This window comes from Roseovarius sp. MBR-6, assembly GCF_040547525.1.
Classification (GTDB): Bacteria; Pseudomonadota; Alphaproteobacteria; order Rhodobacterales; family Rhodobacteraceae; genus Roseovarius.
In genome coordinates, this window is the sequence record NZ_JBEPPW010000002.1 from 331,188 (window position 1) to 356,004 (window position 24,817).

At 65.1% G+C, this 24,817-nt stretch carries 27 protein-coding genes; 8 read left to right on the top strand and 19 right to left on the bottom strand.

What is annotated here, in order from left to right:
- Window positions 1-154 precede the first annotated feature (154 nt).
- Window positions 155-1,177 (top strand): aspartate-semialdehyde dehydrogenase, encoded by a 1,023-nt coding sequence (locus ABIE57_RS04005; protein ID WP_354537706.1) that lies wholly within the window; start codon window positions 155-157, stop codon window positions 1,175-1,177.
- On the opposite strand, the gene ABIE57_RS04010 is transcribed toward ABIE57_RS04005, so the two are convergent.
- Window positions 1,153-1,656, bottom strand: coding sequence for a hypothetical protein (locus tag ABIE57_RS04010; RefSeq protein ID WP_354537707.1), 504 nt, complete (start codon window positions 1,654-1,656; stop codon window positions 1,153-1,155). The genes ABIE57_RS04005 and ABIE57_RS04010 overlap by 25 nt on opposite strands.
- A 121-nt stretch (window positions 1,657-1,777) precedes the next feature.
- Between ABIE57_RS04010 and ABIE57_RS04015 the strand changes: the two genes are divergently transcribed.
- Complete coding sequence (locus tag ABIE57_RS04015) at window positions 1,778-3,391, top strand: DUF4139 domain-containing protein (RefSeq protein ID WP_354537708.1); 1,614 nt, start codon at window positions 1,778-1,780, stop codon at window positions 3,389-3,391.
- A gap of 4 nt (window positions 3,392-3,395) precedes the next feature.
- On the opposite strand, the gene ABIE57_RS04020 is transcribed toward ABIE57_RS04015, so the two are convergent.
- Entirely contained in the window at window positions 3,396-3,917 is a 522-nt protein-coding gene (locus ABIE57_RS04020; RefSeq protein WP_354537709.1) for an invasion associated locus B family protein, read from the bottom strand.
- 188 nt (window positions 3,918-4,105) lie between these two features.
- Between ABIE57_RS04020 and ABIE57_RS04025 the strand changes: the two genes are divergently transcribed.
- Both ABIE57_RS04025 and ABIE57_RS04030 read left to right on the top strand, forming a co-directional pair.
- Window positions 4,106-5,098, top strand: a complete 993-nt coding sequence (locus tag ABIE57_RS04025) for an asparaginase (RefSeq protein WP_354537710.1) — start codon at window positions 4,106-4,108, stop codon at window positions 5,096-5,098.
- Window positions 5,099-5,357: 259 nt separating this feature from the next.
- A complete protein-coding gene (locus ABIE57_RS04030) occupies window positions 5,358-5,609 on the top strand; it encodes an EF-hand domain-containing protein (protein ID WP_354537711.1) in 252 nt (83 codons plus the stop codon).
- A 38-nt stretch (window positions 5,610-5,647) separates the two neighbouring features.
- Here ABIE57_RS04030 and ABIE57_RS04035 read toward each other — a convergent pair whose 3' ends face one another.
- From ABIE57_RS04035 to metF, 14 genes are all read right to left on the bottom strand, one after another.
- Window positions 5,648-6,640, bottom strand: coding sequence for a Hint domain-containing protein (locus tag ABIE57_RS04035; RefSeq protein WP_354537712.1), 993 nt, complete (start codon window positions 6,638-6,640; stop codon window positions 5,648-5,650).
- Between the two features lie 78 nt (window positions 6,641-6,718).
- Window positions 6,719-7,600, bottom strand: coding sequence for a phosphoserine phosphatase SerB (serB, locus tag ABIE57_RS04040; RefSeq protein ID WP_354537713.1), 882 nt, complete (start codon window positions 7,598-7,600; stop codon window positions 6,719-6,721).
- Window positions 7,601-7,710: 110 nt separating this feature from the next.
- On the bottom strand, window positions 7,711-8,478 hold the full coding sequence (locus ABIE57_RS04045; RefSeq protein ID WP_354537714.1) for an amino acid ABC transporter ATP-binding protein: 768 nt from the start codon (window positions 8,476-8,478) through the stop codon (window positions 7,711-7,713).
- 14 nt (window positions 8,479-8,492) lie between these two features.
- Window positions 8,493-9,782 (bottom strand): amino acid ABC transporter permease, encoded by a 1,290-nt coding sequence (locus ABIE57_RS04050; protein WP_354537715.1) that lies wholly within the window; start codon window positions 9,780-9,782, stop codon window positions 8,493-8,495.
- Between the two features lie 3 nt (window positions 9,783-9,785).
- Window positions 9,786-11,000, bottom strand: a complete 1,215-nt coding sequence (locus tag ABIE57_RS04055) for an amino acid ABC transporter permease (protein ID WP_354537716.1) — start codon at window positions 10,998-11,000, stop codon at window positions 9,786-9,788.
- A gap of 120 nt (window positions 11,001-11,120) precedes the next feature.
- A complete protein-coding gene (locus tag ABIE57_RS04060) occupies window positions 11,121-12,140 on the bottom strand; it encodes an amino acid ABC transporter substrate-binding protein (RefSeq protein ID WP_354537717.1) in 1,020 nt (339 codons plus the stop codon).
- A gap of 177 nt (window positions 12,141-12,317) precedes the next feature.
- Window positions 12,318-13,043: an ATP12 family chaperone protein gene (locus tag ABIE57_RS04065; protein WP_354537718.1), complete on the bottom strand. Its 726-nt coding sequence runs from the start codon at window positions 13,041-13,043 to the stop codon at window positions 12,318-12,320.
- The gene (locus tag ABIE57_RS04070; protein ID WP_354537719.1) at window positions 13,040-13,723 is read right to left on the bottom strand and encodes an HAD-IA family hydrolase; all 684 of its coding nucleotides are present in this window, start codon (window positions 13,721-13,723) and stop codon (window positions 13,040-13,042) included. Before ABIE57_RS04070 ends, ABIE57_RS04065 begins: the two co-directional genes overlap by 4 nt.
- Entirely contained in the window at window positions 13,720-14,763 is a 1,044-nt protein-coding gene (locus tag ABIE57_RS04075; RefSeq protein ID WP_354537720.1) for an RluA family pseudouridine synthase, read from the bottom strand. The genes ABIE57_RS04070 and ABIE57_RS04075 overlap by 4 nt, the downstream gene beginning before the upstream one ends.
- Window positions 14,760-15,137 carry a fluoride efflux transporter CrcB gene (gene crcB, locus ABIE57_RS04080; RefSeq protein WP_354537721.1) on the bottom strand — a complete coding sequence of 126 codons (378 nt, stop codon included), beginning with the start codon at window positions 15,135-15,137 and terminating at the stop codon, window positions 14,760-14,762. Before crcB ends, ABIE57_RS04075 begins: the two co-directional genes overlap by 4 nt.
- 32 nt (window positions 15,138-15,169) lie before the next feature.
- On the bottom strand, window positions 15,170-16,111 hold the full coding sequence (locus ABIE57_RS04085; protein ID WP_354537722.1) for an alpha/beta fold hydrolase: 942 nt from the start codon (window positions 16,109-16,111) through the stop codon (window positions 15,170-15,172).
- Window positions 16,093-17,010 carry an ornithine cyclodeaminase family protein gene (locus ABIE57_RS04090; protein ID WP_354537723.1) on the bottom strand — a complete coding sequence of 306 codons (918 nt, stop codon included), beginning with the start codon at window positions 17,008-17,010 and terminating at the stop codon, window positions 16,093-16,095. The genes ABIE57_RS04085 and ABIE57_RS04090 overlap by 19 nt, the downstream gene beginning before the upstream one ends.
- A gap of 16 nt (window positions 17,011-17,026) precedes the next feature.
- Window positions 17,027-17,992 carry a DMT family transporter gene (locus ABIE57_RS04095; protein ID WP_354537724.1) on the bottom strand — a complete coding sequence of 322 codons (966 nt, stop codon included), beginning with the start codon at window positions 17,990-17,992 and terminating at the stop codon, window positions 17,027-17,029.
- A gap of 157 nt (window positions 17,993-18,149) precedes the next feature.
- Entirely contained in the window at window positions 18,150-19,016 is an 867-nt protein-coding gene (metF, locus tag ABIE57_RS04100) for a methylenetetrahydrofolate reductase [NAD(P)H] (protein WP_354537725.1), read from the bottom strand.
- Between the two features lie 103 nt (window positions 19,017-19,119).
- Here metF and ABIE57_RS04105 point away from each other — a divergent pair, with 103 nt between their 5' ends.
- Complete coding sequence (locus ABIE57_RS04105; protein ID WP_354537726.1) at window positions 19,120-20,046, top strand: LysR family transcriptional regulator; 927 nt, start codon at window positions 19,120-19,122, stop codon at window positions 20,044-20,046.
- Here ABIE57_RS04105 and ABIE57_RS04110 read toward each other — a convergent pair.
- The gene (locus tag ABIE57_RS04110) at window positions 20,013-20,873 is read right to left on the bottom strand and encodes a helix-turn-helix domain-containing protein (RefSeq protein WP_354537727.1); all 861 of its coding nucleotides are present in this window, start codon (window positions 20,871-20,873) and stop codon (window positions 20,013-20,015) included. The two genes, ABIE57_RS04105 and ABIE57_RS04110, sit on opposite strands and share 34 nt — an antisense overlap.
- Window positions 20,874-20,990: 117 nt before the next feature.
- Here ABIE57_RS04110 and ABIE57_RS04115 point away from each other — a divergent pair, with 117 nt between their 5' ends.
- The gene (locus ABIE57_RS04115) at window positions 20,991-21,911 is read left to right on the top strand and encodes a fatty acid desaturase (protein WP_354537728.1); all 921 of its coding nucleotides are present in this window, start codon (window positions 20,991-20,993) and stop codon (window positions 21,909-21,911) included.
- Window positions 21,912-21,955: 44 nt separating this feature from the next.
- Window positions 21,956-22,858, top strand: coding sequence for an EamA family transporter (locus ABIE57_RS04120; RefSeq protein WP_354537729.1), 903 nt, complete (start codon window positions 21,956-21,958; stop codon window positions 22,856-22,858).
- On the opposite strand, the gene ABIE57_RS04125 is transcribed toward ABIE57_RS04120, so the two are convergent.
- Window positions 22,821-23,534 (bottom strand): NUDIX hydrolase, encoded by a 714-nt coding sequence (locus ABIE57_RS04125; protein ID WP_354537730.1) that lies wholly within the window; start codon window positions 23,532-23,534, stop codon window positions 22,821-22,823. The genes ABIE57_RS04120 and ABIE57_RS04125 overlap by 38 nt on opposite strands.
- A gap of 24 nt (window positions 23,535-23,558) precedes the next feature.
- A complete protein-coding gene (locus tag ABIE57_RS04130; protein ID WP_354537731.1) occupies window positions 23,559-23,951 on the bottom strand; it encodes a DUF983 domain-containing protein in 393 nt (130 codons plus the stop codon).
- 146 nt (window positions 23,952-24,097) lie between these two features.
- On the opposite strand from ABIE57_RS04130, the gene mtgA reads away from it, so the two are divergent.
- A complete protein-coding gene (gene mtgA / locus ABIE57_RS04135; protein WP_354537732.1) occupies window positions 24,098-24,811 on the top strand; it encodes a monofunctional biosynthetic peptidoglycan transglycosylase in 714 nt (237 codons plus the stop codon).
- The last annotated feature ends 6 nt before the right edge of the window (window positions 24,812-24,817 follow it).

Here is a 24,817-nt window from a genome sequence, read left to right on the forward strand (position 1 = left end):
CGGCTTTCACCGTGTCGCGCTTTTCTCGGGCGTGCTGGCGCCTGGTCTCGCACTCCATCGCTTCAGCCGCGACAGCCTCGACTGAGCAAACCGCTTTTATCCCGCGCCGCTTGCCTGTATGACGCCCCCGCAACCCCGCACTGGAGGCAACATCATGGGTTACAAGGTCGTCGTCGCGGGCGCCACGGGCAATGTGGGCCGCGAAATGCTCAACATCCTGGCCGAGCGCCAGTTTCCGGTCGATGAGATCGCCGTGCTGGCGTCGCGCCGGTCGCTTGGCACCGAGGTGAGCTTTGGCGACCGAACTCTCAAGACCAAGGATCTGGATACGTTCGATTTCACCGGATGGGATATTGCGCTTTTCGCCATCGGCTCGGACGCGACCAAGATCTACGCCCCCAAGGCGGCCAAGACGGGCTGTATCGTGATCGACAACTCGTCGCTCTACCGCTACGACGCGGACGTGCCGCTTGTCGTGCCAGAGGTGAACCCCGAGGCGGTTCTGGGCTATGCCAAGAAAAACATCATCGCCAATCCCAACTGCTCCACCGCGCAGATGGTGGTGGCGCTCAAGCCGCTGCATGACCGCGCCCGGATCAAGCGCGTGGTGGTCTCGACCTATCAATCGGTCTCGGGCTCGGGCAAGGCGGCGATAGACGAACTTTGGGACCAGACGAAATCCGTCTACAATCCGACCGACAATTACCAGGCGAAGGTCTACCCCAAGCAGATCGCCTTCAACGTCATTCCCCAGATCGACGTCTTCATGGAGGACGGCTCGACCAAGGAAGAGTGGAAGATGGTGGTCGAGACCAAGAAGATCATCGATCCGAAAATCAAGGTGACGGCGACCTGCGTGCGCGTGCCGGTCTTTGTCGGCCATTCCGAGGCGATCAACATCGAGTTCGAGGAGTTCCTCGACGAGGACGAGGCGCGCGACATCCTGCGCGAGGCGCCCGGCGTCATGGTGATCGACAAGCGCGAGCCGGGCGGTTACGTCACGCCCATCGAATGTGTGGGCGATTACGCCACCTTCATCAGTCGTATCCGGCAGGACAGCACCATCGACAACGGGTTGAACCTCTGGTGCGTCTCCGACAACCTGCGCAAGGGCGCGGCCCTCAACGCGGTGCAGATCGCCGAGACGCTGGGTCAGCGGGTATTGAAGAAAGGCTGATCCTCCTCGATGATCATGTCCTCGTCGGGCGCGCCCTGCGGTGCGCCCGATTGCGTTTCCGAGAGCATCCGCTCGGCCAGCCAACCATGAGGGTGGCCGGGAAAGGGCGCTTTGAACCGACGCATCAGGCGGCTGTAGCTGAAGCCAAGCTCTGACGCCTTGCACAGCCGCCGATCATCCGGCCAGTCATGCAGCGCCAGACCGCCACCCGCGGCGCGCAGCGCGTAGCCTTTTGCCATCAGCCGCGCTTGCAGTTCCCGCCAGTTCCGCGCGCCCGCCAAATCCCCCGCGAGGCGCGCACGCAAGGGCGCGACGAGCCGCTCATCCGCCCGGATGGGCGGCCTCGCATTGCATGCCCGCGAGATTTCGCGCGCCAGGAGGTCGCGTATCATTTGCCCGACGGTCACATCGCGCTCCTTCGCTAGCCTTGCGGCAGCGTGCAGCAACTCCTGCGGCATTTTCATCTCGACCCGTTCCATCACCCCATCACATCCCGAATCGGGTAAAAACGGCGTTAATTCGCGCAAGCGGGTCGCGCCCGCTTGCGCATGGCCGCCTCCCGCCCGAGAGTGCCATCGTGCGATTTTCAGGAGCCTCCCCATGCGTGCCCTCATCTTCTGCCTTGCCTGCCTGCCCTTTGCCGCGTTGGCCGAGGACATCCCCCTCACCAGCCGGGTAAGCGCCGTCACCCTCTATCCGCAAGGTGCCAGCGTCACCCGCGAGGTGCCTTTTGCCATGCCCAAAGGCGCGCATGACCTGATCCTCGCCGACCTGCCCCGGAGCACGCCGCTTGCAGCGATCCGCGTCACGATTGGCGGTGCGCGGATGGGCGGCGTCAGCACGCGCAGCGATTATGTCCCGCCCCGCCCCGAGACCGAGAGCGAGGCCTACATGGCTGCGAAAACCGAGGTGGAGCGCCTGCAAGACGCACTGCGCGACGCCCGCGCCGGTATCGCCGACATCCGCCTCGAGGCCGAGGCGGCGAGCGCGCGCATCGCCTTTCTCGACGGCATCGGGCAGGGCGACGGGCTGGCAGCCCTCGGCCCCGACGCGTTGCGCGATCTGGCGGGCATGATCGGTGCCGAAACGCTTGCCGCACGCCGCGAGAGCACCGAGGCCACCCGCCGGGCCGAGGCCGCCGAGCGCGGCCTCGCGGATCTGATGCAGGAGCTGGCCCGCGCCGAGCAGGCGCTCAAGGCGCTTGTGCCCGAGACACAGGCGCGCGCCATGCTCGCCGTCAGCGTCACCGCCGAGACCGCGACCGAGGGGATGCTTCACGTGACCTACACCATCCCCGACGCGGGCTGGCAGCCGCTCTATGATCTGCACCTTGCCCGCGAGACCGGTGCGCTGCGCATCGAGCGCGGGGCCTTCGTGCATCAGCATACCGGCGAGAACTGGCGCGACGTGGAGATGACACTTTCGACCCGCCGCCCCTCGGAACAGGGCGCGCCGGGAGATGTCTGGCCGTGGATCCCGCGCCTTGTCGATCCCGAAGAGATCGCCCCGATGCCGCGCATGAAGGCCGACGGCGTGGTGATGATGTCCGCGCCCATGCTTGAGGGAGCCGCCGACATGGCACAGCCGGAGTTCGACGGGTTGGCCGTAAGCTATGCCTATCCCGCGCCGGTCAATGTGGCCACCGGGGCTGATCGCGTCCGCCTGATGCTGCCGCCTCTCGACGCAGAGGCCGGGATCACGGCCCGCGCCGTTCCGCTGCTGGACGAGACGGCGTTTCTTCTGGCGCGCGTCACGATCCCGGCCGAGGAGGTGCTGTTGCCCACGCCCGAGGCGCGGTTCTATCTCGACGGGCGCTATACCGGGCAACGCTGGTTGCCGCTGGTGGCGGGGGGCGACGAGGCGGATCTGTCCTTTGGCCCGATCGAGGGGCTGCGCCTGTCGCGCGTGGTCCGGGAGCGCATTGAGGGCGACCGTGGCCTCATCACCCGCGCCACGGAGGCGCGCGAGGAGGTGGAGATCGCGGTCGAGAACCTGACCGGCACCGCCTGGCCGGTCCATCTGCTTGACCGCGTGCCGGTCTCCGAGCAGACCGACCTGCGCATCACATGGGAAGCCTCACCGCCGCCCGACGAAAAGGATGTCGAGGACAGGCGCGGCGTGCTCGGCTGGCGTTTTGAACTGCCCGGAGGGGAACGGCGCACCATCACGCTGAACACGCGGATGAACTGGCCCGAAGGAAAGGTGCTGCGATAAGCGCTTACTTGCAGCGCTTTTCGGCCTCGTCCACCGCTGCCGTATAGCCAAGGAGCGAGAACGTATCCTTGGTCTGAGTGCCGCGCGCCGAGCGCGCGGTCAGCACCGCATCGACCCCGCGTTTCATCGCGGCAAGGATTTTCGCGTCATCCTCGGCGCTGGCGGGCCAGGCCCATTCCCCCTCGGTGAAAAGCTCGTATCCCTCGTCGCCGACGCGCATGTTCACGGTCGAGCCGGGGGCGAAGGGATAGCCGCCGGTAAAGGTCACCTGCCCCTGCACACCCGCACCGGGGCGAAAGAAGGTCATCAGCAGGATATCGCCCCGCCGCACCGCGACCACACGCCCGTCACGGGTATTGACCGTCTCTGTCGGGGCCGAGACCGCCCAGCATTCGCGCGGGTCGGATTCCTCGAACACGCTCCATGCCGTGCTGGTGGCCACCTGGTTCGTGCTTGTGCCTTGCGCTGCCACGCCCGTCGCTATCGCTCCGGCCAGAGCGAGTCCTGCCGCAATCCGTGCTATCATTGTCCAGCCTCCAAGCCGTCCGTGCCTCAATATCTTCGGTCGCGCGTCGCCCTTTACGGGATCGTTGTTTTATGCGACCTGTTCCTACTCGACGATGCAACATTATCCTGAAACAGGCGAGAAGTGAAAGGTGGAATTGGCGGATTTTCGCCCGCCCGGCCTGCCCCCGCTCGCCCCGGAGCCCGCACATGACCCAAGCTGTCCCCCTCACCGAAATCTGGCGCGGCCCGCAGCCCGAGAGCGTGCATCTGGGACACGCGGTGATCTGTGACGCCTCGGGCGGTATCGTCGAGGCCTGGGGCAACGCGCAAGAGGTGGTGCTGCCGCGGTCCTCGGCCAAGATGATCCAGGCGCTGCCGCTCCTGACCTCGGGCGCGGCGGATGCGCACGGGCTCGGCACCGAGCAACTCGCTCTGGCCTGCGCCTCGCATAGCGGGGCCGCGATCCATACCGATCGTGTCACCCGCTGGCTCGATGGGCTTGGCCTTGCCGATGCGGATTTCCGCTGCGGCGCGCATATGCCCTCCGACCCGGCGGCACACAAGGCCCTGCTTTGCTCGGACACCGCGCCCTGTCAGGTTCACAACAACTGTTCGGGCAAGCATGCGGGGTTTCTGACCCTCAACCGGCATCTTGGCGGCGGGCCAGACTATGTTGACCCCGGCCACCCTGTGCAGCGCGCGGTGATGGAGGCGTTCGAGATGACAACCGGTGAGACCTCGCCCTATTATGGCATCGACGGCTGTTCCGCCCCCAATCCGGCCACCACATTGCAGGCCATGGCGCGCGCGATGGCATGGTATGCGGCGGCCTCCGAGGACACGGTCGAGGAGCGCGCCGCCCGCAGGCTTTGGCAGGCGATGGTGGCCCATCCCGATCTTGTCGCGGGCGAGGGGCGCGCCTGCACCGAGTTGATGCGCGCCTGTTCCGAGCCGGTCGCTCTCAAGACCGGGGCCGAGGCGTTCTTCATCGCCATCCTGCCCGAGCGCAAGATGGGCGTCGCGCTCAAGATCATCGACGGCGGGACGCGCGGCGCGGAATGCGCCATTGCCTCGATTCTCGTGCGGCTTGGTGTGCTCGACCCCGATCATCCGTCCGCGCGCAAGTTCCGCAATGCGCCCATCACCAACTGGCGCGGGATCGAGACCGGTGCGATTCGTCCCGCCACCGCCCTGGCCTGAACGTCCCATCGGCAGGGATTGACCGATCGCGGTCGCCGGCGCTTTTCCGGCGCTGCCCTGCCCAAAGACACCGTCGCGCTCGGCGGTCCGTGGCCAAGGCTGTTTTGGCGGCGGAAGAACGCTCAACCAAGACGTGTATTCCGGCGTTCTTCCGCGTCAATCCCGCCTCTCCGCCCCATCCCCGAGACACGGCATACGGTCCGGGACAGTCTCTCCGCACGGGGGCGCAACAGCCCCCGCAACCGAAGGAGAAAACGTCATGACCATGAAACGCACCCTGACCGCGACCATGATCGCCCTCACCCTGCCCATGGCCGCTCTTGCCGCCGATTTCGACACGCTTGACGGCGATAGCGATGGCTATGTCTCGATGGCAGAGTTTCAGGAGGCTCTGCCCGGCCTGTCGGCCGATGCCTTCCTGAGCGCAGACAGCAACGCCGACGGTGCGCTCAGCCCCGAGGAGGTGAGCGCCGCGCAATCCGAAGGCATCCTGCCGCCAAGCGAGGGCTGACCCTTGCCGCCGGGGCGCGATGGCGCCCCGGTATCCCGTCAGGCGACAAGCGCGCTTTCCCATCGTCGCAGACAGCGCCGCGCCGTGCTTCCTGTCTCTTCCGTCCCCGCCAGTTCGGGAAACAGCGCGTCGATCTCGGCACGCTGCGCGGCGTCGAGCGTTCCGGTTGCCATCGCGCCCAGATGCAGGCTCTCGCTCGGGATACCTTCGGCAAAGATCACCTCATGCGCCTCGAAGGCAAGGTGAACGTAGGTTATCCGTGATCGGGGCACCTGCCGGATGGTGCGCCCGTTGACCAGATGCAGCGCCGCGGCCAGAACCTGCGTCTGCCCGAAATGGACCTCGGCGCGCCAGCCCTCGATCAGCATCCGGTGCTGCGGCGAGACCACCAGATCGCGCCAGTTGCCAAGCGCGCCCGCCGTGATCTCGACCGGGGCCATGGCACCGCGCCCCGGCACGGTGCGACGTCCGCTCCAGACAACCGGTTGCAGCCCGTGATCGAGCGTGCGCACAAGATCGCCGGGCCGGATCGCCTCGATGGCCAGAGGGCCAGTATCGGTCTCGATCAGCGTGCCAGCGGCATAACAGGGAAAGACCGGCGGATCGGGCGGGAAGGTTTCAAATGAAAGCTGCTGATCACGGGGCGGGTTGATCCCCGGCCCGTATTGCAGCGTTCCCGGCGTGATCCCGGTCACGTCGATGACGATATTCGCCGGGTTGGTGATGATCTGATGGTTGCCCGACGAGGCCCGCCCCTGAAACTGATCATGTTGCGGGTTGAGGCTTGAGAAAAGCGGCGGCGACGGCGGGTCGGTGTCGGGCCAGACGTAAACATCCACGAACTGCCCGTTGGAAAACAGCGTGTCTCCGTTATTCACCTGCCGCACCACGATGCGGAACACATCCGTTGCACTGCCAAGCGTCTGGACCCCTTGCAGGGTCACCTTCATCCCGTTGCTGTTCCCGCTCGTCGATACGCTTGAAAACGTGCCAATCTGATCGCCGGTGAGGAAAAGCTCGACCTCAGCCATTCATGTGCCCTTTACAACAGATCCCCCCAGGATTTGTTGTCGCGGCTGATCACACGATGCCTGAAACGACCGCGACGTTCAAGGACAAGCCGGGTTAACGAACACCTCTCGGGAATAGCCCTGAAGGTAGAGCAGCGCCGTCAGGTCACCGTGGTTGATGCGGATATCGCATTCTGCCGCGACACTCGGCTTGGCATGGAGCGCCACGCCCGCGCCCGCGCGCGCCAGCATCCCCAGATCGTTGGCCCCGTCGCCGACCGCGATCACATCGCCCGCCGTGATCCCCAGCCGCGCCGTGATCTCGTCCAGCGCGCGCACCTTGGCATCGCGTCCAAGGATGGGGCGCGCCACATCGCCAATGAGCCGCCCGCCCTGGGCCAGGAGCATGTTGGCGCGGTTTTCGTCAAAGCCGAGCCGCGCCGCGATGGCCTGCGTGAACGCGGTGAACCCGCCCGAGACCAGCGCGCAATAGGCCCCGTGCGCCTTCATCGTGGCAATCAGGGCGGGGCCGCCCGGCATGAGGGTGATGCGCTGCGCCAGAACCTCGCCGATGACCGTCTCGGGCAGATCGCGCAGGAGGGCCACGCGCTCGATCAGCGCCCCCTCGAAATCAAGCTCGCCATTCATCGCCCGCGCCGTGATCGCGCGCACATGCGCGCCCACGCCCGCCACCTCGGCCAGCTCGTCAATACATTCCTCGCGGATCATGGTGCTGTCCATGTCGGCCAGCAACATCCGCTTGGCGCGCCCTTCAGCGGGTTGCACGACCAGATCGACGCGCGCGCGCTGCAATTCTTCCCAGATGTCCCAGCGATTGCCGGGAACCTCTGCCATGTCGAACTCTGCCGCCTCATCAGGCGCAAGCCAGCGCAGATCGCCGCCGCCCCAGGCATTGCGCAGCGCCTCGGCCAGCGCGGGCGACAGCGCGCCCACGGGCGCAATCAGGGTGGTGGTGAACATGGGGCGGGTCTCCGGCGCGGTTTCGCGCATGTTCTAGCCGGGTTTTCCGCCACGAAAAAGCCCGCGCCGACAGGTGCCGGGCGCGGGCGGTATTGCGGTCTGTCGCGGTGTCAGTGACCCAGAATCTGGCTCAGGAAAAGCTTGGTGCGTTCCGATTGCGGGTTGTTGAAGAACTCTTCGGGTTCGTTCTGCTCCACGATCTGCCCCTGATCCATAAAGATCACCCGGTTCGCCACCTTGCGCGCAAAACCCATCTCATGCGTCACGCAGAGCATGGTCATGCCTTCTTCGGCAAGCTCGATCATGGTGTCGAGCACCTCCGAGATCATCTCGGGATCGAGCGCCGATGTCGGCTCGTCAAAGAGCATGATCCGCGGCCTCATGCAGAGCGACCGGGCAATCGCCACCCGCTGTTGCTGACCGCCCGAAAGCTGGCCTGGGTATTTGTCGGCCTGTTCCGGGATCTTCACCTTTTCGAGAAAATGCATGGCAATTTCCTCGGCTTCGCGCTTGGGCGTCTTGCGCACCCAGATCGGGGCCAGCGTGCAATTCTCCAGAATGGTGAGATGCGGGAAAAGGTTGAAGTGCTGGAACACCATGCCCACCTCCGACCGGATCCGGTCGATGTTCTTGATGTCGTTTGACAGCACCGTGCCATCCACGGTGATCGAGCCTTTCTGATGCTCTTCCAGCGCGTTGATGCAGCGGATGAGCGTCGATTTCCCCGAACCCGAGGGCCCCGCGATGACGATCCGCTCGCCCTGATAGACGGTCAGGTCGATATCGCGCAGCACGTGGAAGGCGCCATACCATTTGTTCATCTTGGTGATCTCGACCGCGACCTGATCGGAGACCTGCATTTGTGTTTCTGCGGCCATGATGAGGGCCCTCCTTACCGGTGATCGGTCTGAAGCTGACGCTCCAGCCATTGCGAATATTGCGAAATGCCGTAGCACACGATGAAGAACAGCAGGCAGGCAAAGCCGAACAGCTCCCAATAGACCCCGTTCCATTCGGTCGAGGCAAGGATCGGCCCCCGGATCATGCCGACGATGTCGAACATCGAGATGATCGAGACGAGCGTGGTATCCTTGAAGAGGCCCACAGCCACGTTGACGATGCCGGGGATCGAGATCTTGAGCGCCTGCGGCAGGATGATGAACTGCATCGCCTGTGCGTAATCAAGGCCAAGACTGTCCGCCGCCTCATACTGTCCGCGCGGCAGCGCCGCGAGGCCACCCCGGATCACCTCGGCGATATAGGCCGAAGAGAACATCGTGATCATGATGATCACCCGCAGGATAAGGTCGAACGTCGTGCCGGGTGGCAGGAAGTAGGCCAGCACCACGTTGGCCACGAACAGGAGCGTGATCAGCGGCACGCCGCGAATGAACTCGATGAACACGACGCAGATCCACTTGATGATCGGCATCGAAGATTGCCGCCCGAGCGCCAGCAGGATCCCGATCGGCAGTGACAGCGACACGCAGATCACCCCCAGCATCAGGTTGATCATGAACCCGCCCATGTCGCGCGACGCGACCGGCTCGAGCGCCATGACCCCCTCCATCGGCGTGGTGACAAAGCCCGCTGCCCACCAGACCACCATTGCCGCGACAAAGCCCGCCAGCACCGCGACACCGGCACTGACCGTTAGCATCCGGCGATAGACCAAAGCGCCCGCCAGGACGCCCACGAGGGCCGCTATCGGCACCAGCACCGTCCCGCCCCAGATCAGCCAATAGGCGATGAACGGGTAAAGCCCGGTAAAGACCAGCATCTGACGCGGCAGGTATTTCAGGAACAGAACCGGTGCGACGGCGATGAACAGCAAGACGAAGGCCAGCGTCGGCCGCCAGTAAAGCTCGGGCGGATATTTGAACCCGAAGAGAAGCTGGTTCCACCGTTCGGTCAGCACCGCAAAGCACGCCCCCGTTCGCCCGTCGAGCATCTCGCGGCAGGCCGAGAGGCTCGGGCTGTCCCAGATGCCGTTGACGAACCAAGGTGCCGCCGAGATCACGATCATGACCACGACATAGGCCGAAACCAGCGTCAGGACCGAGTTGCCGACCGAGGAGAACAGGTTCTCCCGCAGCCATTTTATTGCGCCCGTCTCGGCCGCCGGCGGCGGCGCTTCGGGCAGCATGTGAGAGCGCACAAAGGCGAGTTTGTCATTTGACATGGCTCAGCGCTCCTTCAGCATTATGGACTTGTTGTAGACGTTCATCACCGCCGAAATGCTGAGCGAGATCGTGAGATAGAACAGCATCAGCAGAAGAACGCATTCGATGGCGCGGCCGGTCTGGTTGAGCGTGATTCCCCCAAGCGTGCCGGTCACGTCCATGTAGCCCACGGCAATCGCCAGCGACGAGTTCTTGGTGAGGTTCAGGTATTGCGAGATGAGCGGCGGGATGATCACCCGAAGCGCCTGCGGCAGGATCACGAGGTTCATGATCCGGTTGGGCCGCATCCCGAGCGACGCCGCCGCCTCTGTCTGGCCCTTGCTGACCGCCTGAATGCCCGCGCGCACGTTCTCGGCAATGAAGGCACCCGTGTAGATCGCCAGCGCGAACCACAGCGCGATGAGCGAACCGCGGATATGCAGGCCACCGCCAAAGTTGAAGCCACTGAGCGCCGGATAATCGAGGCTGATCGGCTGTCCCATCACGAAATAAATCAGGACCGACGGCACGAAGAGGATGACCAGCGACGGCCAGCCCATCGGCAGCAGCTTGCCGGTGTCGTATAGAAGCTTGGTCGCGTAGCGGCGGTAATAGAACATGCCGAAGATCGAGGCGAGAAAGGTCAGCACAACCACCATCGACCCCGGCTCCCAGATCGGCGAGGGCACATAGACCCCGCGATTGGTAAAGGCCACGGCGTCAAACAGCATCGACGCGGTCGCATTGTCGCCCCGGAACGCGCTTGGCGACGGCAGCACCGCCGTCATCACGGTGAAGATGATGAGGATCCAGATCAGCACCGGCACGTTGCGGAACGCCTCGACATAGACCGCCATCAGCTTGCGCACGAGCCAGTTGGGCGAGAGCCGGAGCACGCCCGCGACCACGCCGAACACCGTCGCGGTCAGGCAGCCCAGAAAGGCCACGATCAATGTGTTCAAGACCCCTACGATCGCGGCCCGCATGTGGGACGACTGGCTGTCATATTCGATCGGCCGCTGATTGATGTCGTAATTCGACGGCGAGTTCAGAAAACCGAACGAGATGTTCTGCCCCTGATCCGAGAGGTTTTTCATCAGGTTCGCGCCCAGATAGCCGATGAAAAGCATCAGCAGGATGAGCGCGATGAACTGGAATGTGTAGGATCGGAACCGGGTGTCGTAGATCAGCATCGAGAGCTGGAACGACGCCTTTGGCGGGTCGCTGATCGTTGTCATCTGGGAAGTTCCCTGTTTTTCGCCCCGTTGATTTTTCGTGCTTTGCTGCACGGGGGACGCTTATCGTTTGTCACAGGCGAGAAGGGCGCAGGTTTCCCCGCGCCCCCTTGTCAGTCAGTCTTACCGGAACGGCGGCGAGTAGAGCAGGCCGCCATCGGTCCACTGCGCGTTCAGACCACGCGACAGGCCGATCGGGGTTTTCTCGCCGATGTTCTTCTCGAACACCTCGCCATAGTTGCCCACGGCGGCAATCGCGCGACGGGCCCACTCGTTGTCGAGACCGATCATCGCGCCAAGGTCACCCTCGGTGCCGAGCAGACGGTTGATTTCCGGGTTGCTGCCCGGAGCCGAGGCCAGTTCGGCCACGTTCGCGCTGGTCACGCCGTATTCCTCGGCCGCGATCAGTGCGTTGAGCGTCCAGCGCACGATGTCACCCCAGTCGTTGTCGCCATGGCGCACGAGCGGGCCGAGCGGCTCTTTCGAGATGATTTCGGGAAGGATCACGTGATCGGCCGGGTTCTCGAACGCCGCCCGGGTGGATGCCAGACCCGACGCATCGGTGGTGTAGCTGTCGCACGCACCGGCCAGATACTGCTGCTGACCTTCGGCGTTGGTCTCGATCGGCACCGGCTCGTAGCTGATGTTGTTGGCGCGGAAGAAATCCGCAAGGTTCAGCTCGGTGGTGGTGCCGGTCTGAATGCAGACCGTCGCGCCGTCGAGTTCCTTGGCCGAGCTGACGCCCAGCGCCTTGGGAACGAGAAAGCCCTGGCCGTCGTAGTAGTTCACGCCGACGAAATCGAACTTGAGGTCGGTATCGCGCGAGAAGGTCCAGGTGGTGTTGCGGGCCAGAACATCAATCTCGCCCGAGGAGAGCGCGGTAAAGCGCGTCTTGCCGGTGGTCGGCACGAATTCGACGGCGTTGGCATCGCCCAGAACGCCAGCGGCGATCGCGCGGCATACAGCAACGTCAAAGCCTTCCCAGACGCCATTCGCGTCGGGCGCGGCAAAGCCGACAAGGCCGGTGGTCACGCCGCAGTTGAGCTTGCCACGGGCCTTGACATCATCCAGCGTGGCCGCTGCCGATGCGCCAGCCGCAAGGCCGGCGACAGTCAGTGCGCCCCAAAATACGGTTTTGTTCATGTTTACCTCTTCCTGATTGTCCGCCTTTCAGAAGGCGGTTTTGTTGGCCCTTGCAGGGGCCAGTGTAGCACTGCAAAGGGAATTCCCCGGTTCAGTGCCAGTAAGTTTGTGTGGATTCAGGCTGAAACGTCAAGTCTTTGTTCAGGAAATCGCGTGGCGGTGCCGGTTTCGAAAGGCTTACGCTCCGTCACCCGGCGCGCGCGAAAGATCATGAAAGCGCATAGCGTTAAGGAAGTCACTTTGTTTCCCTTGAGCCATCTTTTGCGCCTCTTGATCGCACCCCCACAGCTCTTCTTGCCAGATTTCGTCGATACGCGAGACATGCCAGAGGGTTTCCGTCGGCGCGTAGCCACGCAGCGCGGCAAGCCCGATGACAAGCGAGCCGCTCAGGCAGACCAGATCGTGAAATGCGGTTAATGCCCAATTATCAAGCAGTTTTACCTCGTCATGCAGCCGATTGAGCGCCTCAGCCTCCTGTTGGACCGGCATGACCCCCCGTGTAACCCGCAAGCGGACGGAAAAGACCGATTCGGTCCATTCCAGAAGCGCGTCCCACGCTTTGGCCTGACGCTCTGCAAGCGCTTCGGGACCATCGGCGCGATAGCACAACAGATCGCTGCCGCCATACTCTGCCAGCATTGCGGCCACCGCATCGCGCTCCTGCGCTACCCGGTCGATGGTGACATTAGCCGCGCGCGTCATGGGCATGGTGGCAGGTCGGATCACGTCCTCTTGCGCCGCCCATTCGTCGGCGATGCCTTGGGCCAATGCGCGCGTCGGCACGACAAGCGCGGCCTTGGCGGGCGTGCGCACGGGTCTGCCGTCAAGTTCGACCGCATATCCCGGCGCGCCCTCGACCGCGCGCGCCTCTTTCCAGAACCGTTTCGCCGCCCATTCGCTCATCTCACGCCGCCCCAAACCTCCTCGAGCACCCCGGCCAGATCGCGGAAATCCTCCACGATCCGCGCCGCCGCGCCCAGCGCCTCGGGGCGGTGATAGCCCCAGCTTACGCCGATCCCGGTGATCCCGGCGGCCTGTGCCATCTCCATGTCGAAACTCGTATCTCCCACCATCACCGCGTTTTCCGGCGCGACCCCGGTTTCGGCAAGGGCTGCGCGGATCATCGAGGGGTGCGGCTTGGACGGGTGGTGGTCGGCCACTTGCCGGGTCACGAAATAAGGCCGCAGATCATGCCCGTCCAAAAGCTTGTCGAGGCCGCGCGCGGATTTACCTGTGGCCACGCCAAGCAGCGTCTCGGGCACAGCGTGCAGCGCCTCCAGCGTCGCGCGGGCATGGGGATAAAGCGGCGAGGATTGCGTGACCCCGGCCTCGGCGCGCAGGCCCATATAGGCAGCCTTGTAATCCGCCACGATCCGCGCCCGCGTGTCTGCGGGCAAATGTGGCGCCAGACGCGCCACCGCCACATCAAGCGACAGCCCCACAATCCCGAGAATCGCCGCCTTTGCCGGCGCGCGCTCTCCCACCCCGGTAAACCCCGCGCGCATCGCGGCCAGAATGTCGCCCTGACTGTCCACCAGCGTGCCATCCACGTCAAAGATCACAAGACGCAAGGGGCGGCTCATGCCAGATCCTCGAACGGGTCCTCGGGCGCATCCCGGTCGCGCCATTGGAACAGGTCCCAGGTCCGGCGCATGTGTTCGGGCAGGGGCGCGGTCAGGCTCAGAATGGCGCGGGTCACCGGATGCTCGATCTTCAGAGAGCGCGCGTGCAGGTGGAGCTTGCGGCTCACATCGCCGCCAAGTTGCGCGCCCCAGCCATCGCCGAGGTTTTCCTGCCCCGATCCGCCATATTTACCGTCCCCGATAACGGGATGCCCGATCTCGGCCATATGCGCGCGCAACTGATGCGTCCGCCCCGTCACCGGGACAAGCGCCATCCAGGCGGTGCGCCCGCCTGCGGCCTCGATCACCGCGTAATCGGTGGTGGCGGCCTTGGCACCGGGCGTGTCCGTGACCCTGCCGGGATGCACGCAAATCATCTTTTCACCCTCGCCCTTCGCGCCGTGGCCGGGTGCCTTGACAAGGCCATAACGCACCGTGCCCATGCGCGGGCTTGGCACACCGGCCACGGCGGCCCAGTAGATCTTGCGCGTGTTACGATGCCGGAACGCCGCCGTAAGGCCCTTGGCCGCCTCGCGAGTGCGCGCCAGAAGCAGGACGCCCGATGTGTCCTTGTCAAGGCGGTGGACAAGGCGCGGCTTCTCCTCCAGCCCGAAACGCAGCGCCTCGGCAAGGCCATCCACATGCCGCGCCTGCCCGCTGCCGCCCTGCACCGGCAGGCCCGGCGGCTTGTTGAGCGCGATCACATGATCGTCGCGCCAGATCACGCAGGACCGGATCATCGCGGTATCGGCCTCGGATATGTGGGTTTTCACCATGGTCGGGGCCGATCCCGGAACGGGCAGCGGCGGAATGCGCACCTCCTGGCCCGCCTCGACGCGCGTGCTTGCCTTGGCGCGCGCCCCATCGACGCGCAAATCGCCCTTGCGGCACATTTTCTCGATGCGCGCCTGCGCCACATGCGGAAACATCCGCCGCAGCCAGCGGTCAAGCCGCTGGTCGCCGTCGCCCTCCGCCACCCGGATAATCTGAACACCGCTCATACCAGGCCCCCCCGTGCCAGTGCCGCGCCCAGGATCAGCGCCCCGATGGACAATCCGACCGACAGCCCCACATAAATAGCCGCCTGCCCCATCGCGCCGCGCTCCCAAAGCGTGACCGCCTCGAGCGAAAACGCCGAGAAGGTGGTGAATCCGCCCAGAAGCCCCGCCATGATCAGGGGGTTGAGATGCGCCAGCCCGCGCTCAAGCGAGAGAATGGCAAAGGCCCCCATCAGGAAAGAGCCAACGATATTGACCGCAAGCACGCCCATGGGAAAGCCGGGACCGGCAAGGCGCAGCGCCGCCAGCCCCACGCCATAGCGCAGACAAGACCCGATTGCGCCGCCGATGGCGACCTGAAGAAATGTGGATATCATGGCGCGGTCCATCGCTTGCGCGCGGTTGCTTGTCAAGCGGCGGGGCCTCGGTCACCATCGAGACAGGCGGCGAGCACCTGCGCCGTATGGGTATAGGTCAGCCCGTGCCCCGCCCCCGCGATGACGCTCTGACGCGCGGCGGGGTTGAGGGCGGCAAGCCTGTCCTTGCAGGCGATGGGAATGACCGTATCCGCCGCCCCCCAGATCGCATGAACGGGCGGGCCGTTCTGCGCGATGCGGGCGTGAACCGGTGAGAGGTCCGGCGCGAGAATGCCCGACAGAGAGCGCGCGACGGCAGGCACAAACCCGCGCCAGCGCAGTTGCGCCTGTTGGAGGTCCACGATCCCCGGAACCGAAGAGGGCAGCGCGCGCTCGGCCTCGCACCCTCTTTGAAAGCTGCGGGGAAAGGCGGCAAGCATGAGCCAGAGCGCAAACGGCCCCCCCCGCGCGACGATCCGCGCCACCGGCCCGAGATCGTGGCCCAGGCCGGCAGGCGCGATGAGGATGAGGGTTTGCACCCGCTCGGGATGTCTGGCGGAAAACTCCGTGGCAATCGCCCCGCCCATGGAATAGCCGATCAGCGTGACCGGCCCCGCCACCCCCTGATCGGCCAGCAACTCGCGCAATTGCGTGATGAAAAACGCGGCATCCTGCGCGCCCTCGGGCCGATCCGAAAAGCCCCGCCCGTAAAGGTCATAGACCAACACGCGCCGCCCTGCCCCGGCCAGTCCCGGTGCCAGCCCGTCCCAGACGAAAGAGGGCGTGGTCAGCCCGTGCACGCAGACCGTGACCGCGCCATGCGCCGGCCCGAACCAACGGTAATGCGTCCGCCCGCGCGAGAGCGTGGCGAAATCGCCGGGGGCCTCGGCCCGCGCCGCCGCATTCATCCGGGGCCTGAGCGCCTCGCGCAAGAGCGGCGCGCCCAGCAGCGCGACGAGGGCAACAAGCCCCCAGATCACGAGGCCGCCCGCCACGCATCGAGGATGTAGCGGCTTGTCATCAGGTCAAGATGCGCCCCGCCGCCATTCTTGAAAAGCGTGATCTCGTCGTCGCTCTGGCGGTGGAACCGCGCCTCGTCATAGTAATCCGCCACCAGATCCGTGCGCGCGATGGTGCCCGCCTCAAGCGGAATTTTCAGCTCGCCGATATGGCCCACCGTGGTGTCGAAACTGTCGACAAAGATGCGTGCGCGCTTGAGGGCCTCGTCATCGGCCTCGCGCATGTCGGGGCGATAGGCGCCGATCAGGTCGATATGCTGACCGGGGCGCAGCCAGTCGCCCTTGAGGATCGGCTCTGTGGTCATCGTGGCCGAGGTGACGATATCGGCTTCGCGCACCGCCATTTCCAGATCTCCGGCCACGGCCATGCCGGGACACGTGGCGGCAAGCGCCTCGGCATTGGCGCGGGTGCGGTTCCAGACAGTGAACCGCGCCTCGGGAAAGGCGGCGCGATAGGCCTGCCAGAGCGAACGCGCGACCGTGCCCGCGCCGACGATGAGGATTTCGCGGCTATCGGCCCGCGCCAGCCGGGTCGCGGCGTAAAGACTGTCGCCCGCGGTCTTCCACTTGGTGACAAGGTGAAAATCGACAATCGCCTCGAGCCGTCCGGTGGTATCGTCATAAAGGCTCACCCCGCCGTTGATCGTGGGTAGATCGGCCCCGGCATTGCCCGGAAAGATCGTCGCCGATTTGACCGCGATGCCCAGCCCGTCGATCCAGGCGGCGCGATTGAGCAGCGTATCCTTACCCCGATACAGGAATGTGTCGGCAATCTCGGCCTTGGGGCGCGCGTGCCCCGTCTGAAACGCGGCACAAAGGCCCAGCCAGTCGAGATGTCGCTCGCCCGCCTCAAAGGGGATGAAGGTGGGGGTCATGCAGCCTCTCCTTGTCTCAGCGGCGGTATTTGGGGGCCCTGGCGGCCAGTGGCTCTTCGCGGACCGTCTCGCGCCAGAGCAGATAGAGCCCCGATCCGATGATCAGCGCAATCCCGATCCAGGCGGTGGCATCGGGCCAGGTGCCAAAGACGGTGACGCCCCAGAGAATCGCCATGGGCATGGCGACATATTCGAACGGCGCGGCAAAGGCGGCCTCGGAGAGGCGATAGGCCTGGCTGATGAAAAGCCCACCAAACAACCCGGTGATCCCGAGCAGGATCAGGACGGGATAATCCTGCGCGGCGGGCCAGTCCCAGGCGCGAAAGAGAAATTCGAGCGAGGGATGCCCCGACCCGGCAAAGCGCCCGTCGCCCAGCCCGAGGCCAATGAGAACGCTGGCCACGAGAAAGGTGAGTTGAATGTAAAAGGCCATGGTCGGCGCGCTCTCGGTGCCGCCGATCTTGCGGGTGAGCACATGCAGCGTGGCATAGAAGAATGCCGCCGCGACCGGCAGAAGCGACGCCGCCTGAAACGCCGCCGTGCCCGGCTTGACGATCACCAGAACGCCGAAGAACCCGACGGCAATGGCCGCCCAGCGCCGCACGCCCACGGTCTCGCCCAGAAAGATCACCGAGAACACCGTGATGATGAGCGGCGAGACGAAGAAGATCGCCGTGGCATCGGCGAGCGGCAGCGCCGCCAGCCCCAGAAAGAGGCACATGTTTGCCGTGACCACGCAGAGCCCGCGCACCAGATGGATCACCGGGCGGCGTGTCCGCAGGACCGTCAGACCGCCTGCGAACGGCATCACAAACACGGTAAACACCGTCAGCGCCACCAGCGCCCGGATGAACACCACCTGATGCAGCGCATACCCGCCCGACAGGAACTTGATTCCCACATCGTTCACGGAAAAGCACGCCATCGCCGCCAGGGCATAGGCGGCGCCGGTCAGGTTCGCGCGCTGAACGGAGACGGTCATGAGCGGTAGATGACGGGAGGCGGCGGGGGATGTAAAGAGGGAGGGTCGCCCGACCTTTTGCAAGAGGCTCTCGAAGTCGGAGCACATGCACCAAAAAGCCCCGGCCACAGGGCCGGGGCAGATGGCGCGACCGGGAAGCCGCGCGCAGGGAACGTGTTCAGGCCACGTCGCGCAGCGTTACCTTGGGCGTCACGCCAAGGGCGTGACAGACATCGCGCGTGAGATCGGGGCGGTTGAGCGTGTAGAAATGCAGATCCTCCACCCCACCCTCGATCAGGTCGCTGCACAATTCGGTGCAAAGCGCGGTCGCCAGCAGGTCATGCCGATTGTCGCGCAGGGCCTTGTCAAACGCGTCATCGAGCCAGACGGGCACGGTCGTGCCGCAGGAGAGCGCGAATTTGCGCGCCCCTTCCCAGTTTTCGATCGGCAGGACACCGGGGATGATCGGGGCGTTGATCCCCGCTGCGGCACAGGCATCGCGGAAGCGGAAAAATGTTTCGGCCTCGAAAAAGAACTGCGTGATCGCCTCTGACGCACCCGCGTCGATCTTGCGCTTGAGCCAGTCGATGTCGGCCTTTTGATCCGCCGCTTCGGGATGTTTCTCGGGGTAGGCTCCGACGCGGATGGTGAATTTGCCGGTCTCCGCCAGCGCCGCGATCAACTCGCAGCTATCGGCAAAGCCTTGCGGGTGGGGGGTGAACCCGTCCGACCCCTTCGGCGCGTCGCCGCGCAGCGCCACGATCTCGCGCACGCCGGCGGCATGAAACTGCTCGGCGATTTCAAGCGTCTCGCTGCGGCTTGCGTTCACGCAGGTCAGATGCGCCGCCACGTTGAGCCCGGTGGCATTGTGCAGCGTGCTCACCGCCTCGCGCGTCAATTCCCGCGTGGTGCCGCCAGCGCCGTAGGTGACCGAGACGAAGCGCGGGCCAAGGGGGCTGAGCGTGTGGATTGTCTCCCAAAGGCGGAACGACGCCTCGAGCGATTTGGGCGGGAAGAACTCGAAAGAGACGCGCGGCGTTTTCATGATCGGTGATCCTCTGGAACGGAGCCTGTTGAGCCTCTTGTTGCAGCCGCGCCCCTGTGAGACAACTTCATATAATTCATGGTGAGAATGAGGATCGCTAATAATGCACATCGAGTTTCGCCACCTCCGGACGATCCGCGCCATCCACCAGGCGGGCGGATTGGCGCGGGCTGCGGATATCCTGCACATCACCCAATCGGCGCTCAGCCATCAGATCAAGGGGCTTGAGGAGCAGACCGGGGTCGAGCTTTTCGTGAGGCGGTCCAAGCCCTTGCGCCTTTCGGCCGCCGGTCATCGCCTGCTGCGCCTCGCCGAGAAGATCCTGCCCGAAATCGAGGCGCTGGAGCAGGAGTTCGAAGGGTTGCGCGAGGGCAGCGTCGGCCGGCTTCATATCGCCATCGAATGTCACGCCTGTTTCGAGTGGCTCTTTCCGGTGCTGGAACGGTTCCGAAAGACCTGGGGCGATGTCGATGTCGATATCCGCCCCGGCCTTGCTTTTGACGCGCTGCCCGCCTTGCAGAAAGAGGAGGTGGATCTGGTGGTGTCCTCGGATCCCGAGGATCTTCCGGGCATAAGCTTCAGGCCGCTATTCGATTACGAGCCGGTGTTCGTGGCCTCCGCCCAGCATCCGCTGGCGGCGAAGCCTTTTGTCGAGGCAGCGGATTTCCGCGACGAGGTGCTGATCACCTACCCGGTGGACCGCTCGCGCCTTGACGTGTTCACCGAGTTGCTGACGCCTGCCAAGGTCGAGCCGCGCGGCATCCGGCAGGTGGAGTTGACGGCGGTGATCCTGCTTCTGGTGGCGTCGGGGCGCGGAGTGGCGGTCTTGCCCGACTGGGTGGTGCGGGAATTGCGCACAAGCTCGGATTACGTCACCCGCCCGCTGACGGCAGAGGGCAAGACCAAACGCCTTTATGCCGCGATCCGCGACGAGGATGCCGACAAGCCGTATATGTCACATCTCTTGCGGCTGGCGCGCGAGATCCCGGTGCGCCTTCAACGCGGTGAGGCGGTCAGCGCCGCGAGATGATCGGGCAGGGCGCGCGCGGAAATCTCCGCCTCGCGCACCAGAGTATCGAAATGAAGCGAGAGCGCCTCGACCCGCGCGCTGTCGCGGAACACCAGATAGTTGCGCCCGATATAGAGCACGGCCAGAAGCGGACCGAAGATCGTGATCGGGGCGGAATAGAGCCTGTGCGCGTCGAAAAGATAGAGCCGCAGGCGCGGATAGAACTCGCGCGCGACCGTGATCAGGTGGTCAAGCTGGTCGCGGCGAATCTCGGCGGGCAGGTCACGGTAATAGCCCTCGCCGCGCGCGAAACTCTCGATCTCGTGGAGCGGCAGGGCAATCTCGTAATCCGAGCGCGCGCCGCGCATCCAGGCCATGCGATCCTCCGACGCACCGATCGCCTGATCGGCAGAGCGCCCGAGGGAGGGCGCGTATTCCCATTGCAGCATGGCGCGGGTCTTGAGCATGTCGGGTAGCGCGGCGGGCACATGGCGGATCTTGTAGCCGGCCGCTTCCTTGTGCCATGCGAAGATCTGTTCATCCACCAGCGCGCGGGGCGCCTCGGTCAGCGAGAGCGAATTGGCCAGCAGATCGGCGGCGGTCTCGGGGCGCGCGGTCAGCCCCAGCAACCAATCCGCCGAGACCCCGAGCGCGCGGGCGCATTCCGCCACGACCTGCGCATTTGGCAGACGCGCGCCCGCCCCCGTGAGAAGTTGCGAGACGGTCGAGCGGTCCACCCCGATGGCGCGGGCAAGCGCACTCTGATTGGTCGCGCGCAGGCGCATCGCCTCGGTCAGGCGGGTGCGGAAGAGGTCCGCGCGGGCGCGTTTGTCGATATTATGGAACATGTGGTGAATTAAATCATGATTGCAGGCAAAAGTTAACCATTCCCGCAATTCCGGATCAACCGAATCTCAATCACTTTTCCTCAGGCTCATCGACATGAAGGAAAGATGGAAACGCGGATGCGGACGCACTTCCCAGACATGGCCGATACGCGGGTGGAATGGCCCACCCTTGTGCTTCTGGCACTGACCTACGCGGTCTGGGCGCTGGGCACGGTCTGGGCGGCGGCGCTCTGGCTGCCCTTGGGAATTGTCCTGACGGGGCTGGCCATCGCGCAGCATTCCTCGCTTTGCCATGAGGCGCTGCACGGCCATCCGGTCCGGTCGCGCCTCTGGAACGAGGCGCTGGTGTTCCCATCGCTCTGCCTCTTGATCCCCTACGGACGGTTCCGCGACACGCACCTCGCGCATCACCGCGAGGAGATCCTGACCGATCCCTATGACGACCCGGAATCGAACTATCTCGATCCGGCGCGCTGGGCACGATTGCCGCGCTGGGCGCGCGCCGTGCTTTGGGCGAACAATACGTTGCTGGGGCGGATGGTGCTGGGCCCGTTCGTGGCGCAGGTGGCGTTCCTGCGCGCCGATTGGCTGGCAATCCAAGCGGGCGACCGGGACGCGCTGCGCGCGTGGCTGTGGCATGTCCCGGCGGTGGCGCTGGTGCTGGGTTGGGTCGCGCTCGCGCCGATGCCACTCTGGGCCTATCTGGTCTCGGTCTGGCTGGGGCTTGGCCTGCTTAAGATCCGCACGTTCCTCGAGCATCGCGCGCATGTGCGCGCAAGCGGCCGCACCGTGATCATCGAGGATCGCGGGCCGTTGGCGCTCTTGTTTCTCAACAACAACCTGCATGTGGTCCATCACATGCACCCCGATGTGCCATGGTATCGGCTGCCCGCGCTCTACGCCGCGCGGCGCGCGCATTACCTCTCGCGCAATGGCGGCTATCGCTACCGCTCCTATGCCGAGGTGATCCGCGCCCATTTCCTGCGCGCCAAGGACCCGGTGCCGCACCCGCTCTGGAACGGCGACGGGCGATCCTGAGCGAGGCCACTGGCCAATCCCGGCCATCCGGGGCATGACGGGCCATGGAGCCATGGATTGTCCTTTCGATTGCCGCTGCGGCGTTTCAGACGCTGCGCTTCATGCTGCAAAAAAAGCTCAGCATGGGCGCACTGAGTGCGGGCGGCGCGACGCTGGCGCGGTTTTTCTATTCGGCACCTTTCGTGGTGGCGCTGGCGGTCGGATACCTCCTGGCCATGGGTGTGGAGTGGCCGGGTTATACGCCGCGCTTCTGGGCCTATGCCGTGGCGGGCGGGCTGTCGCAAATCCTGGCTACATGGGCCGTGGTCGCGCTTTTCGCCGAGCGTAATTTCGCCGTCGGCATCGCCTTCAAGAAGACCGAGGTGGTGCAGACCGCCATCGTCGGCCTGATCGTGCTGGGCGACCGGGTGAACATCGCGGCAGTGGGCGCTATCCTTCTCGGCCTCGTCGGCGTGCTGCTTCTGTCGCAGACGCCGGGCCGTGAGGGGCGGTGGTGGCGGCGCATCGGTGCGCGTGCGGCATTGCTTGGCCTTGCGTCCGGGGCGTTCTTTGCCATTTCCGCCGTCGGCTATCGCGGGGCCACGCTGGAGATCGCGAGCGCGGACCCTTTCCTGCGTGCGGCGCTCTCTCTGGCGGTGGTCACGGTGATGCAGGCTGTGGCGCTGGCGCTCTGGCTCGGCTGGCGCGAGCCGGGTCAGGTTGCGCGCGTTGTTGCGGCCTGGCGCACGGCGGTCTGGATGGGGCTCGCGGGGATGGGCGGGAGCCTGTGCTGGTTCACCGCCTTCACGCTACAAAACGCGGCTTTGGTCTTTGCCGTGGGGCAGGTCGAGGTGATCTTTTCGCTCATCGTCTCATGGCTGTTCTTCGGCGAACGGCTGAGCGCGCGCGAGGGCTGGGGCATCGCCCTTGTCACCCTTTCAGTGATGGCCGTGGTGGCACTCCGTTGAGGCGCAGGAACAGGCTTTCCTCGTCATCGTTGCGAAAGAACGGCACCGAGGCGGGCGGGGTGCGGTCATGGGCGCGCGCAGCCACCTCGGCCAGAACGACCTCGGTGATGAAGGGCAGGTCGAAATGCCGCGCCTCGGGGAGGGGAATCCATTGCAGGTGGCTCAACTCTTCGCAGGCGGCCGAGAAATCGTCGGCATCGCCCGCCAGCGCCTCGGCATGAACAAGGAAAAAGCGCGCATCGAAGCGACGCGGACGGCCCGGCGGGGTGATGGCGCGAAACACGAATTGCAGCGCGTCCGCGCGCGGCACAAGGCCACGGGCCGCAAAGCCCTGCCAATCCGGCGGCACCGCGCCGGGCCATGTGCCGGGAAGACCGAGCGCAAGCCCGGTCTCTTCCCACAACTCGCGGATCGCGGCGGCGGCAAGGGCCTGCGCAAGGTTGCCCGGCGCTGCCTCACACAGCCTGTTCGCACAAAGATCGGGCAGCGGTCGGGCAAGCGGAATGGCCGCATCGCCCGCATCGACCGCACCACCGGGAAACACGACCTTGTTGGGCATGAAGGCCGCGCCCGCGCCGCGCTGACCCATGAGCACATGCGGCACGCCCGCGCGCTCTCGGAGCACGATCACCGTGGCCGCGTCGCGCACCGGCACCTTGTCCGTTGTCTGATCCATGTTTGCCCCGCGTGTTTGGAGGGGCTAGTCGCCGGTCCCGAACCCATGCATCCGCTTGGCCCATTGCAGCCCGACAATGGCCCCCTTCAGCCGGGGCAAAAGGTAGAGCGAGAGCGCGATGGTGCCAATGGCGAAAATGGTGAAGAGCACAAGCGGTTCGGGCCGCCATGTCTCGAACACGATCATCAGGAGTGGGGCCATCAGGTGCCCGACGAAGAGAATCGTCAGATAGGCCGGACCATCGTCGGCGCGGTGATGACTGAGATCTTCCTGACAGACCGGGCAGTGATCGCGCACGGTCAGATAGTTGCGCAGGATCGGACCCGAGCCGCAATTGGGACACTTGCCGCGAAACCCCCGCCACATGGCGGGTTTGACCGGACGGTCGGTCTCGGCGGTGAGCGTTGTGTCGCGCATGACTATCCCTTTCGATGGTCGTGACAACATGGCGCGGGGCGGCGGGGATTTGAAGGTGACAGCCTGTCCTTGCGGCGCGATGTCGCAAATTTGCCGCTCTTAAACGGGGTGTTTTGCCCCCGCGAATTGACGGCTATAGCTGGATCATGGCACGGACGCGAAAAAAATCGGTCAAGGCAGGGAGGGTCAGGCCGCTGAAATTCCTGTGGCGATGGGCGCTGCGGGCGGTGCTGGCCGCCGTCGTTCTGCTGGCAACCCTGATCCTCGGCTATCGCTGGGTGAACCCGCCCACCACGGTCTATATCTGGCAGGAAGGGCGGCGCCTTGGCGGGGTTTCGCAGGACTGGGTTTCGATGGCGCGGATCGCGCCGGTGATGGCGCGCTCTGTCGTGGCGGCGGAGGATGCGAATTTCTGCCTGCACTGGGGCTTTGACATGGGGGCGATTCGCACGGCCATCGCCGAAGGATCGGGCCGCGGTGCCTCTACGCTCAGTCAGCAGGTGGTCAAGAACGTGTGGCTCTGGCATGGGCGCAACTGGGGCCGCAAGGCGCTCGAGGCGATGATCACCCCCGTGATGGAAACGGCCTGGCCCAAGCGGCGCGTGCTCGAGGTCTACCTCAACGTGGCAGAGTTCGACGAAGGTGTTTTCGGCGTCGAAGCGGCCGCGCAGCATTATTTCGGACTGAGCGCCGCCGACCTGAGCCCGGCGCAGGCGGCGCGCCTTGCCGCCGTGCTGCCCGATCCCAAGGGCCGCTCGGCAAGCCGCCCCACGGAGGCCCTGCGCCGTCGCGCCGCGCGCATCATGGATGGGGCGGCCACCATAGCCCGCGACGGGCGCGCCGCCTGTTTCGAGGATTGAATCCCG